Annotated in this window: 11 protein-coding genes; all 11 read right to left on the bottom strand. The window is 64.2% G+C overall.

Annotation, left to right across the window (positions count from 1 at the left end; genetic code table 11):
• Positions 1–26 precede the first annotated feature (26 nt).
• Positions 27–947, bottom strand: a complete 921-nt coding sequence (locus K426_RS23445; protein ID WP_066562892.1) for an SDR family NAD(P)-dependent oxidoreductase — start codon at positions 945–947, stop codon at positions 27–29.
• A complete protein-coding gene (locus K426_RS23450; protein WP_066562894.1) occupies positions 944–1750 on the bottom strand; it encodes an SDR family NAD(P)-dependent oxidoreductase in 807 nt (268 codons plus the stop codon). Before K426_RS23450 ends, K426_RS23445 begins: the two co-directional genes overlap by 4 nt.
• Before the next feature lie 70 nt (positions 1751–1820).
• Complete coding sequence (locus K426_RS23455) at positions 1821–2891, bottom strand: acyl-CoA dehydrogenase family protein (RefSeq protein WP_145907661.1); 1071 nt, start codon at positions 2889–2891, stop codon at positions 1821–1823.
• A 13-nt stretch (positions 2892–2904) separates the two neighbouring features.
• Positions 2905–4065, bottom strand: a complete 1161-nt coding sequence (locus tag K426_RS23460) for an acyl-CoA dehydrogenase family protein (protein ID WP_066562897.1) — start codon at positions 4063–4065, stop codon at positions 2905–2907.
• Positions 4066–4195: 130 nt separating this feature from the next.
• Positions 4196–5014 carry a transglutaminase-like domain-containing protein gene (locus K426_RS23465; protein WP_145907665.1) on the bottom strand — a complete coding sequence of 273 codons (819 nt, stop codon included), beginning with the start codon at positions 5012–5014 and terminating at the stop codon, positions 4196–4198.
• A gap of 4 nt (positions 5015–5018) precedes the next feature.
• The gene (locus tag K426_RS23470; protein ID WP_066562901.1) at positions 5019–6536 is read right to left on the bottom strand and encodes a class I adenylate-forming enzyme family protein; all 1518 of its coding nucleotides are present in this window, start codon (positions 6534–6536) and stop codon (positions 5019–5021) included.
• Between the two features lie 43 nt (positions 6537–6579).
• The gene (locus tag K426_RS23475; protein WP_066562903.1) at positions 6580–7326 is read right to left on the bottom strand and encodes an SDR family NAD(P)-dependent oxidoreductase; all 747 of its coding nucleotides are present in this window, start codon (positions 7324–7326) and stop codon (positions 6580–6582) included.
• Positions 7327–7341: 15 nt separating this feature from the next.
• Positions 7342–8130, bottom strand: a complete 789-nt coding sequence (locus K426_RS23480) for an SDR family NAD(P)-dependent oxidoreductase (protein WP_066562905.1) — start codon at positions 8128–8130, stop codon at positions 7342–7344.
• Positions 8131–8179: 49 nt separating this feature from the next.
• Complete coding sequence (locus K426_RS23485; protein ID WP_066562907.1) at positions 8180–9385, bottom strand: cytochrome P450; 1206 nt, start codon at positions 9383–9385, stop codon at positions 8180–8182.
• Between the two features lie 37 nt (positions 9386–9422).
• Positions 9423–10367: an alpha/beta hydrolase gene (locus tag K426_RS23490; RefSeq protein WP_158511779.1), complete on the bottom strand. Its 945-nt coding sequence runs from the start codon at positions 10365–10367 to the stop codon at positions 9423–9425.
• Between the two features lie 20 nt (positions 10368–10387).
• Positions 10388–11602 (bottom strand): LLM class flavin-dependent oxidoreductase, encoded by a 1215-nt coding sequence (locus tag K426_RS23495; protein ID WP_066562911.1) that lies wholly within the window; start codon positions 11600–11602, stop codon positions 10388–10390.
• Positions 11603–11735: the final 133 nt, after the last annotated feature.

Consider the following 11735-nt stretch of genomic DNA (forward strand, 5'->3'; position numbering starts at 1 on the left):
CTTCTCTCCAGCTCAAATCGGCCAGCTCAAATGGGATCGTAGTTGAATATGGATGCCGACGCCCCAAGGTCGGTGAAACGCGCGCGCAGCGAGGGCAGGCCAGCTTCGACCAGGCCGCTCGCGCTCCAGCCGTCCGGCCGGGATGCGGAGCCGACGGGCCGGGGCTGGCTGAACAGGATCACTTCATTTCCCCGAGCGCCGAAGATCTGGCCCGTCACGTCCGCTGCTCCGTCCGAGGCGAGCGCCACCGCAAGCGGCGCAACCTGATCCGCCCGCATGCCCTCCCGGAAGCGGGCGACCCGCAGTCGGGATGCTTCATCCCTGACCGGTATGCTCGCCGTCATCTGGGTCCATGCAAAGGGCGCAATCACGTTGGAACGGATTCCGCGCGAGGCGCCCTCCATGGCCAGAATGCGCGACAGGCCGGCGACGCCCATCTTGGCCGCGCCATAATTCGACTGGCCAAGATTGCCGATCAGTCCGGACGTCGAACCGAAATGGACAAAAGCCCCCTGACCCTGATCACGGAAATGGCCGACGGCCGCTCGCGAGATATTGAACGCGCCGCGCAGGTGCACCGCGATGACGCTGTCCCAGTCGGCTTCGGTCATCTTGTGCAACATGTTGTCGCGAAGGATGCCGGCAGGATTAATGACAGCATCCAGTCCGCCGAACAACGTGATCGCCTGTTCGACCATGCCCATGACGGCGGCGAATTCCGTGACGCTGTCGCTATTGCTGACTGCATCGCCGCCCGATGCGCGGATTTCTGCGGCCGTCGTCTCTGCCGTGGAGACCTTGTCGGGCTGATCGGGAAGGACCCCCTGCCCGATGTCGTTGACGACAACCCGCGCGCCTTCGCGCGCGGCCAGGAGAGCGCACTCGCGCCCGATGCCGCCAGCCCCACCGGTCACCAGAACCACCTTGCCGTCGAGGATGCCGGTCATGTCCGCGCCTCCCGATCGGGGGTCACGCTGACCGAGCGCTTGATGGGAATATAACCGCCATCGGCGATGAGTTCGGTGCCGGTGATGAAGCCGGCATCATCGGACAGGAGAAAGGCTATGGCCGCCGCGATCTCGTCGGTCGACCCTTCCCGTCCCAGCGGGATCTCGGCTGCGGCCGCGGCGGCCAGGGTCGGATCGGCTGCCTCGCGCGCGGCATGGTTGGCGGTATGGGTGCTGCCCGGCACGATGGTATTGACCCGGACGCCATATTCCGCGGCTTCCATCGCAACGACGGTCGAATAATGGGACAGGGCGGCCTTGGACGCGGCATAGGCGCTCAAATAAGGCATGCCGAGCTTGCTCGCCTGCGATCCCACATTGACAATCGAACCTCGCCGCTGCCGGTACATGATCTTCAGGGCGGCGCTGGTGCCGACGAAGGTCGCGTCGACATTGACGGTGAAGACGCGGCGCCACTCCTCGATGGTCATCGAAACGGTCGGCTTGAAGGTTGCCGCAAAGGCATTACCGACAAAATGATCGAGCCGGCCATATCGTTCGGCGACATCCTCGATCGAAGCCGACAACCGGTCCAGATCGGCGACATCCAGTTGCAGGGTTTCGACCGGCCGGCCGCCCGCCGCGGCAACCGCATCCCGGGCCTTTTCCAGCATCTCGGCGCGGCGTCCGCAGATCACCACGGTCGCCCCCTGGGTTGCCAGGCGGATGGCGGTTGCAAGGCCGATGCCATCGCTGCCGCCGGTGATCATGGCGACGCGGTCTTCAAATGCTAGTTTGGACATGCAAAATCTCCTCTCTCCAGGCGACGATGTCGCACCATGGCCTCCCGCTCGGTGAACCAGAAAACTAGGCCTACCAGCCCGCGAGCGCCGCCGCCCGCGCCCGCAGTGCGGCTGGCAGGCCCATCATCTGCCGATCGACCATCGTGCGCTTCAGGAAGACATGCAGTGGATATTCCCAAGTGTAGCCGATGCCGCCATGCATTTCCACGCTCAGTCGCGCGGTCCTGACCGCGATCTCGGTCACATGCGCCTTCGTCAGCGCTGCCATATAGCATCGACGTTGCGGGATCTCGTCCCAGGCATGGGCGGCATACCAGATCAGCGGACGGCACGGATGAAGTTCAGCGGCGGCATTGGCCATCTGATGCTTCAATCCCTGAAAAGTGCCGATCAGACGGTCGAACTGCGTGCGTTCCTTGGCATAGCTGACCGCCATGTCCAGCGCCCGGCCCGCGGCGCCATAGGCATCGGCCGCCAGCAGGACCAACAGGGCATCATGCAGAAGCGCAGCCGGTTCCGCGTCCGATCCCAAAGGGTCCGCCACGGCGTCCGCAAAGTCGATATCGGCCAGCGGACGCATTCGATCAAGCGATGAGACGGGATTTCGCGATACGGCCGGATCACGCCCGTCGACAAGACCCAGCCCGCCGCCCGCCAGGCCAATCAGGAAGAGGTCGGCCTCCATGCCCCATTCGACATGGGACTTTCGCGCCGTGACGCGAGGCCCCGCCGATCGCCACTCTTCGGGACGCCACCCACCTTCTGGTTCGGCAAGGGCGAAGGCGGCGATCATGGTTCCGCTCTGAAGAGGCTCCAGCCAGCCGTCGCGCTGGGTCGGGGTTCCGAACGCCGCCACGAGCCACGCGGCCAGAGCGTTGTTCACCACCGGAACGGCTGCGCCATGGGCCCCCAGGGCATCGGCGATCACCGCCAATGTCAGCAGGCCCAGTTCCAGCCCGCCCGCTTCGGCCGGCACCATCACCGCACCCAGGCCCATTTCATTCAACCGGGGCCACAGGACGGCGTCGAGACCGCCTTCATCGAATCTGCCGACAAGCCTGTCTTGCGGCAGATGGTCGCCAAGGAGCTTGGCAAGCGCCTCGCCGATGGCCTTTTGATCGTCTGTCAGGTCGAAATGCATCGGACTTGCAACCTCATTCGCGCGGAAGGCCCAGGCCCCGTTCGGCAATAATGTTCCGCTGGATGTTGGACGTACCCCCCGCGATCGACAGCCCCAGCGAACCCATGATCTGCCGGTTCCACTTCTCGGGACCGGCCGGCCCGGTTTCCGCCGGCATGGGCAGAAGGGCGTCGCCCAAGATGTCAGAGGCGATCTGCGAGACCAACTGGGCGATATTCGTGTTGTTCAGCTTGTTGCTGAGGCCAAGGACGCCCGTGCTTTCTCCGCTGACCGCAAGGGTCGTCTGATAATGGCTGGCGCAGATTTGCGCCTGAACATAGCCATCCAGAATTGCCAGCTTGTCGCGGATGATCGGGTCCTCGATGGCGGGCCTGCCGTTTACCATCGTCTGACGCGCGATCTTGAGCAGGTTATGCTGGAGATGCGTGGCGCGGGACGCCGAACCGACCGAAGCCCGCTCATGCTTGAGGTTGACGCGGGACACTTCCCAACCCTTGCCGCGTTCGCCGACGATCCAGTCGGCCGGCGCCCGGACATTGTCCAGGAACACCTCGCTGAATTCGCTTTCGCCGCTGATCTGGCGCAGCGGCCGGACGGTGATGCCGGGCTGCCTGAAATCGAGCAGGATGTAGGACAGTCCCTGGTGTTTCGGCGCACCCGGTTCCGTGCGCACAAGGCAGAACATGTAATTGGATTGATGCGCCCGCGTGGTCCAGATCTTCTGGCCGTTGATGATCCAATGGCCATCGACGAGCTCGCCGGTGGTCCGCAAGGACGCAAGGTCGCTGCCGGAGCCCGGTTCGGAATAGCCCTGCGCCCATTCGAACGCGCCCGTAAGGGTCTGGGGAATGAAATGCTCTTTCTGCCAATCGGTCCCCAGTTCCAGCAGGACGGGCACAAGCATCGACATGCCGTTGCCCGAAACCTCCTTGGGTGCCCGGGCACGGTTGAATTCCTCGGCAATGATCTGGGCGCGCAGGATGTCCACGGGCTGTTCGGACCCGCCGAATTTTTTGGGAATGCCGCGGTAAAGATAGCCGTGCTGGGTGGCGAGCGCGCGAAAGGCTGCAACCTTCCCGCTGTCCCTTGCGTCGGATGGCGTCCAATGGGTCGCCAGAAACGTCCTGAGATCGGCTCTGTAGCACCGGTGTTCGTCGCTGAATGAAAGGTCCATCCTAAATTCTCTTCGCCTCTCCGCGCCCTTCGGCTCCCGCCGGGTCGAGCCTATCGTTAGAGAAATTTCTGCGCCATTTAAAGAGTAAACTCAATTAAAATTTATCCAGTTATTCCTGATTATTAGACTATTATCCGGAGCGATCGCTCCCTTGACGACCGATCGCTCCGAGCATGGTTTCGATACGCGTCCGCAGGTCGTCGGTCGTCGCCATTTCCAGCAGCGCGTTCAATTCCGAACATGCCGGACCGTAGCTTTGCGTGAGCAGGTGCAGCCGGACCAGTTCCCAGCGCGGATGCACATAGGCCGGCCCCACCGCCTTCATCCGCTCGTAGCAGACAATCGCCCGCTCGATGTCGCAATCCTCTTCCGCGCGCGCCGCCTGATTGAGCAGCAACCGCAACAATACGATATGGTTGGACATGGGGCCAATGCGGGGCAGCGCCTGGCTCGAACCGGTCAGGCTCCCTATCATCGCCGCCAGCCTTTCCGTGGGAAAGCGGTCGCCTTGATTGAAGGGATCAAGCAACACCGTGTTCTTCGCCGGTCCCACCCGGACCAGGACATGACCGGGCAGGTCCATCGGATAGGCCGTCCAGCCCATGCGGCGGGCCTGCGCGACATAGAGGATCGACAGGGCGACGGGCAGGCCGCGCCTGCGGTCGATGACCCGGATCATATCGGCATTGACGACAGCGTCATAAGCCTCGCGGTCGCCCGTGAAGCCGAAACCGCCGTGCAGCACGCCTTGCAGCGCGGCAGCCTGATCCTCACCGGTCGCCGCCCCGCCCGCCTGGGCGGCAAGCGCAGTGCCAATCTCCTGGAGAACCAGCCTGTAGGGAGCCAGATCGATCCCCGGATGATCCAGCGCGCTGAGATCGAGCGCAGCGAGGTCGAGGTCGATCGCCTCCTCGTCCATTGCGCCCAACTCGCTCAGAGCATCGCTCACGGTCTCACCCCGCCGGCTGGTCGAACAGGGCTAATAGCTGCGGGCGGCTGACTTTCATCGAATCCGTGCGCGGAAGCGCGGCCACGGCGATCACGCGGGTGGGCATCTGATAGGGCAACAGGCGCGCGCGAAGATAATCCAGCATGGCGGCTGAGTCGGGAGAGGCTTTGCCGGTCTTGGCGACATAGGCGGCGACCGGGACCTGTCCCAGCCGCGGATCCGGCGCACCTGTCACGGCTGCCTCAAGAACGCACTCGTGGCTCTCAAGCGCTTTCACGATGTCGGCTGGCTGGATCTTGAAGCCGCCCCGGATGATCGCGTCGTCAGTTCGCCCCTTGATCCAAAGGAAGCGGTCGGCATCGACGACCGCCAGATCAGTCGTGCGCACCCAGCTGTTGCCATCGCCCACCTGGCGGCCGCGCAGTTCGAGAATGCCGGTTTCGCCAGACGGCAGGGGGGCGCCGCTGTCCACATCGACCACACGACCGTCCACCCCCGGATTCAGTCGGCCTACAGCGCCGTATTTCGCTTTTCCAACGCTCTGATGATCGGCCAGCGTCCAGCCCGCGACACCACCAAATTCAGTTGCGCCATAATTTTGGAGGACCGGTATATTGTAGACCGACTGAAACTCCTCCGCCAGTTCCAGAGGAAGCGGCGCCGTGCCGGTGCGGATGGCCGAAAGGCTGGAGATGTCCTCCGCGGGCACCTTGGCATCGAGGATCATGCGCAGCCCGGCGGGCGGCATCGATACGACCCTGGGGCGATGCCGCCGGGCGGCGTCCCTGAAGGTTTCCACCGAGAATTTTTCCAGCAGGCACGAGCGTCTGGCGGCGATGATCGCGTTCATGAGCGCCAGCAGGCCGCCGATATGCGCGAACGGCGCCATCAGCAGCTGCACGCCGCTGCGCAGTTTCGGCGCGTCGTTCCCTCCACGCCCGGCCTCGAAAACGGATGCGCCCAAAACCGCTGCCTCGAAATTGGAACGCGGCATGGCAATCCGCTTCGGCTTGCCCGTCGTTCCGCTGGTGAGCATCTCGAGCGCGGTTCCCGGCGCCGATCGCCGTCCCGGGGAAGGCGCAGTTTCGGGCGTGAAGGCGACGAGCAGCTGCGCGTCTGCGTCGGGCGCGGCCGGCATCGCAATGCATAATGCGCCGACGGCCTTCGCTGCGGCCAGAACCGGCGCGCGGTCCCAATCCTCGCTCGTTGCGACGACCACGGCAGGGCAGCCGCTCCGGATGTCGTCCGCCAGTTGCGCATCCGGATAATTGGGATTGAAACCGACCAGGCAATGATGCTCACCGAACACGGCGAGAATGGGAGCGATCAGTTCCGCCCGGTTGCGCATCAGCACGCCTACCCGGGTGCCAGGCCCCAGATCGCTGTCCGCGATGATGGCAGCCACACGCCCGCGCAGACGGTTCAGATCACCCCAGGACCACCACCGTCCGCGAAACTCCACTGCGGGCGATGCCGGCGAAATCGCCAGCACGGTATCGATCGCTTTTGCCACACCGTTCATCGTGGGTCCTCTTCACATGGGTTTTCCCCGCCGCCGCGTCGCATCACAGCACCAGCGAGGAGCCGCCATCGCACACCAGCAACGTGCCGTTCACCAGACTTGCGGCCGGCGACAAAAGGAACATGATCGCAGCCGCGACTTCCTCCGGGCGGCCGGCGCGGCCCAGCGGATTGCGGTTCACGATCTCCTTGCCACGTTCGGTTAGCAGCGTGGCCTGAAGACGCGCCGTGTCGATGAGACCGGGAGCCACGGCATTGACGCGAAGCCCACCCGGGCGCGAAACCGCCATGGAGCGCGTGAGGCCGACGATGCCGGCTTTCGCCGCGCTGTACCATTCGCCCAGGCCAAGCAGATTGCCGGCAACCGAGGCGACGTTCACCGCAACCGGATCGACCGGGGCACCTTCGAGCCAGAGGCGCGTCATCTCCCGCGTGGCGACAAGCGACAGCATCAAGGCCTGGTCGAAGGGAAGAACCGCCCCACTTGGCGGGCCTGCGTTGTTGACGAGATAGGCGGGGTGGTGGGCCGCCATGGCCGCCTTCATCGCCTGTTCGACCGCTTCGACGTCACCGATGTCGACGACGGCGGTTGCGATCAGCCGGTCGGAGCCTGCCGTTCGAATGTCGTGCTCCAGAGCCTCCAGCCCGGCGCCGTCAATATCCCATGCGATCACGCCGAGTCCCTGACGGTTCGCCTCCAGCGCGGTTTCCCGGCCGATGCCGCTCGCCGCGCCGGTGATGATCACCGTCCCGGAATCAAAGCCGTAGTTGCGGTCGCGCTGCTTCACCATGTCCGGTCCTCCCGACTATAATTGATAGCCGCCGTCGACCGACAGGGCGGCCCCGGTGACATATCCCGCCATGTCGCTTGCGAGGAACAGGACTGCATTGGCGACATCGTTCGGATCGCCCCGGCGGCCCAGCACGCTGGGACCCCCGTCATTGCTGAAGCTCTGCTGGCCGAGCCGTTCGATCATGCGGGCGCGGGCGACGTCGGTGCCGTGCGTATCCACGCCGCCGGGAAGAACGGCATTGACGGTGATGCCGTATCCGCCAAGTTCCTTCGCCATCGCCTTGGTGGCGGAATCCACCGCGCCCTTGGTCGTGGCGTAGACCGACAGCAGACGGTTGGGCCGGGAGGCGGCGGGCGACGACAGATTGATGATGCGGCCCCCGCGCTTTTCGCTGACCATGATCCGGGCGGCGGCTTGGGCATGGAAATACATGCCCTTGACGTTGAGGTCCGCCATCAGGTCGAACTCGGCCTCCCCGACATCCAATACGGCGCCGGGCAGGTAAATTCCGGCATTGTTGACCAGAATGTCCAGCCCACCGAACCGTTGCACGGCAGCCTGCGCCACTTGCTCGCCGGCCGCCGCCGCCGATGCGTCGGAAACCATGCCGAAGACGCGCAGCCCGTCGGCGGTCATCGCCGACACCGTTTCGTTCAGCCTTTCCCCGTCGATATCGGTCAGCAGCACCGCAGCGCCCGCCTCGGCAAGACGCCGGGCTACGGCGCGGCCAATGCCCAATGCCGCTCCAGTCACGATGGCGACCTTGCCATCCAGGCATAGCAGATTTTGCAATCCCTTCATCAGCCCCTCTCCTTCCTTCTCTTCTTTTCGCGCTTCGAGGACCAGCGGCTCACGCCTGGTCGAACAGCACGTTCAGCGGTTCGTGGGACCGCAGAAGCAGATTACCGAAAGCCGGCGGTTCCCCGGCGGGGTCGAAGCGGAGATTGCGCGTCCGCTCCAGTATCTGCGTGACTGCCTCGATCAGCTCGACACGGGCGAGCGCCGCGCCGACGCAGGTGCGAGGCCCTGCGTTGAAGGCGAGATGCTGGCGCGCGCGTTGACGGTTGAGATCCAGATGGGCCGGACATGCGAACCTTGCCGGATCCCTGTTCGCGGCAGCGTTGATGACGATCACCGTGTCGCCCGCGCGGATGTGCCGGCCGCCCAGTTCCTGATCGGTCCTGGCCGACCGGAATCGGAACTGGACGGCGCCGTAGAGGCGCAACACTTCCTCGACGAAGGTGGCGATCTTGTCGGGACCGCCTTCGATCAGCGCCTGGCGCGTATCCGCGTCCTTGACCAGCCGATACACGGCGTTGGCGATCGCGATGGCGGTCGTGTCGGTCCCCGCAAGGAAAAGCTCGCGGACATTGGCATAGACGTCTTCGGCCGTGAAATCGCGGATAATCTCGGGTCCTTCCCGCCACATGCGGCTGATCAGGTCGTCGCCCGCGCCCTCCTTGCGCGCCTCGATGATCGGCATGATGAAATCGCGAATTTCATCGGCGGCGGCCATGGCGGCTTCCCCCTCGCCCTTGGCGCCTCCCTCGATCCAGGCAACGATCGGCATATGGAGATCGTAGACCTTTTGCGCCAGGGCGTCATCCCGCCAGTCCAGCCCGCAGACGGCCAGGAAAGACCGGATGACGAGCGCATGCGCGAAATCCCAGCCGAGTTCGGCATGCCCCTTGTTCACGAAACGCTCGATCACGCCTCCCACCACCTCGCGGATATATTTTTCGCGATACTGGTTGGACACCTTGGGCGAGAGGAGCCTGAGCAGCAGGATGTGGGTCGCGCGATGCTCGTCGCCCTGCCGGATCACCACGTTGCGAGGTCCGCCCCTTACCTTCACGAAGGTCGGGTTGTTCGGATTTTTCGGGGGGAAGAGGTCTTCCCGTTCCATCACGAAGCGACACAGATCATAGGATGCGACGAGCCATGCCTGCATGCTCTCGTCCCAGATCACCGGTCCGCTCTCCCGGTAATCTTCATAGGCGCCATAGGGATCGCGTCCCTCGAGCGAGGTCAGCGGGGACAGATGGCTGTCAGCCATGCGCACATTCCTTCCATGGAGGCGGATCTCGATCCCGTCATGCCGTCGTTCCGGCGGGCAGCGTCTTCGAGAGCCAGTCGATCTGGGCGGCCGTCGCCGTTTCGAGGCCGGGCGAGGTGTAGACGTCAAGTTGGGACATCGGCAGCGGCAGCAACGTCTTCGGTTCGAGCGCCGCACCATAGGCGCGCATGATATCGCCATAGGGATGGACCGAGTCCGGTCCCAGATTGGCGGCGATCAGCAGGGCGCGGGGCGCTATCCTGTCGATGAAGCGTTCGGCGGAAAATTCGAGGATTTTCTCGATGGATTCCAGACTGATCCTGTCGGCCGTCTCTTCCCCCGCCGCGCGCCGCGCCCTGGCGCCTGCCTCCATGAAGCTGGCGAGCTGGTCATCGGCGGCCAGTCCACACAGAAATCCGCTTCGGCAGCTGGCGAACTTGGCGACGGACCGCGAAATCCCGCCCGCATGCCGCAACGCCCGATCGGCCGCGACCGCCTCCAGCAAATCGCGCCATTGCGCCGGATCGCGCATCCCGCGCAGCCAGCGGAACCCATCGACCACCGGCACCTGAGCGATGACGGCCTTCACCCGCTGGTCCACCGCTGCGGTATACAGCACGACGCCGCCGGCAAAGCTGGTGCCCCATAGCGCGATCGCATTGGGATCGACATCCTCACGCTGCTGGAGACAGCTGATCGCGTTGCGGAAATCCTCCACCTGATCGAGCGGGAAAAGCTGGCCCCGCGGCAGGCCGCCGCTGTCGCCGAAATAGCGATAGTCGATGGCGAGCGCGCGATAACCGGCGCGAGCGAAAAGCTCCGCCACCGGCAGCACCGGACCGCGCAGACCGCCATAGCCGTTGCCCAGAATTATCGCTGGACGACGTCCGTCCGGCGCCGTTTCCGCCGGATGGAAGAGATCGCCGACACAGGCGTCGCCGCCAGAGCGGAAAGTCACTCTTTCGCGGACCATTTTCGTCATGGCCTGCACCATCCCCCGCCTTAGAGTCCGCGGTTGGGGTAACGCTGAGGACTGGCCTCCGCAGTCGTGATATAGGGCAGAATTTCCTCGCCGACACGCCGAATACTGGAACAGACCTGTTCATGGGACAGTTGTCCGAACTGTTGCAGGCAAAGCAGCCGCTCGACACCCGCTTCCTTGAACTTTAGTATCTTGTCGTAACAGGCCTCGGCATCACCGATGATGACCGAGTCGACATGCGTGATCGCCTCATAGGCTTCCTCCGGATCGATGGCCATGCCCAGATACTGGCGATTGAGTTGCCGGATCACGGGATGCGGATCGTTGGGGTCGCAAGCCGGATCGGCTTCCCCTTCCACCGAGGCTTGCCGCCAGCTCTGCCCGCCGGGAATGGCTTCGCTGCGGATCGCGGCCAGCAGCCGGTCCCGCGGAAATTTAAGGACGCCTGGCGCGGCGTTCACATACCACATGGCCGCTTCGGCTGCGCGGCTGTCGATGGCTGCCTGGCGCGAGGCCGCGCAATGGACGAAGGTGAACAGGCCGAACCCGTCGTTCGGAGCCGCCACCTCCTCTTCGCGTCGCTGCCCGCCTTCGGCGAAGACCTTCATCAGCTTCAACGTCTTGGCGACCGGTTCCATGACGGTCGTGCCGATGAAGCCGACACCCAGCCGGCCAGCCGTGCGCGCCCCCTCCTCGCTCATGCCCATGCACCAGATGCGCGGGAACTTCTGCACCGGCTTGGGCACGATGCTCACCGACGGGACCGAAATGACGTTGCTCTCCCAGGAAAAGCTCTCATCGGACCACATCTTCGGCAGCATGCGGGTCAGTTCGTCGAATTGCGGCTGCGTGTCTTCCTTGGGGACGCCGAACGTGTCCCATTCGCAGACGGAGGAACGAGCCAGCCCCATTTCGAGTCGCCCGTCGCTGAGCACATCCACGAACGCCGCGCGCTCGGCCACCCGGATCGGATGATTGATCTGAAAGGGGGTGAGAACGCCCGAATGGCCGATTCGCAACCTGTTGGTCGACATCGCCAGCGCGACGTTGAACATTTCGGGCGTCGACGAAAGGCTGAATTCGCCCGCGCCATGATGTTCGACGCTCCACCAGCAATTATAGCCCAGATCGTCAGCAATCTTGGCCTGTTCAAGAGCGTTACGGATCACAATCGCTTCGCTCGCGGAGGTCCACCGCTGGGCGCGCTGCATTTCCGAAAAGATATCAAGGAACATTCTTCGTTTACCTCTCCGCCCACGGCTGACCGTATGGCATGTCAACCCGCAAGCCACGGGCACATAGTTCATCAACGGACCGCACCCCCCCTCCAAGCTCGTCCCCTTAAGGGCATGGTTTGGCCCACCGTCG

Source organism: Sphingobium sp. TKS (assembly GCF_001563265.1).
In the GTDB taxonomy this organism is placed as follows: Bacteria; Pseudomonadota; Alphaproteobacteria; order Sphingomonadales; family Sphingomonadaceae; genus Sphingobium.

Coding starts and splice junctions, on each gene's coding strand:
- K426_RS23470 (WP_066562901.1), bottom strand. CDS start 6,536: ATGAACGGTGTGGCAAAAGCGATCGATACCGTGCTGGCGATTTCGCCG.
- K426_RS23460 (WP_066562897.1), bottom strand. CDS start 4,065: ATGGACCTTTCATTCAGCGACGAACACCGGTGCTACAGAGCCGATCTC.
- K426_RS23490 (WP_158511779.1), bottom strand. CDS start 10,367: ATGACGAAAATGGTCCGCGAAAGAGTGACTTTCCGCTCTGGCGGCGAC.
- K426_RS23485 (WP_066562907.1), bottom strand. CDS start 9,385: ATGGCTGACAGCCATCTGTCCCCGCTGACCTCGCTCGAGGGACGCGAT.
- K426_RS23495 (WP_066562911.1), bottom strand. CDS start 11,602: ATGTTCCTTGATATCTTTTCGGAAATGCAGCGCGCCCAGCGGTGGACC.
- K426_RS23445 (WP_066562892.1), bottom strand. CDS start 947: ATGACCGGCATCCTCGACGGCAAGGTGGTTCTGGTGACCGGTGGGGCT.
- K426_RS23455 (WP_145907661.1), bottom strand. CDS start 2,891: ATGCATTTCGACCTGACAGACGATCAAAAGGCCATCGGCGAGGCGCTT.
- K426_RS23475 (WP_066562903.1), bottom strand. CDS start 7,326: ATGGTGAAGCAGCGCGACCGCAACTACGGCTTTGATTCCGGGACGGTG.
- K426_RS23480 (WP_066562905.1), bottom strand. CDS start 8,130: ATGAAGGGATTGCAAAATCTGCTATGCCTGGATGGCAAGGTCGCCATC.
- K426_RS23450 (WP_066562894.1), bottom strand. CDS start 1,750: ATGTCCAAACTAGCATTTGAAGACCGCGTCGCCATGATCACCGGCGGC.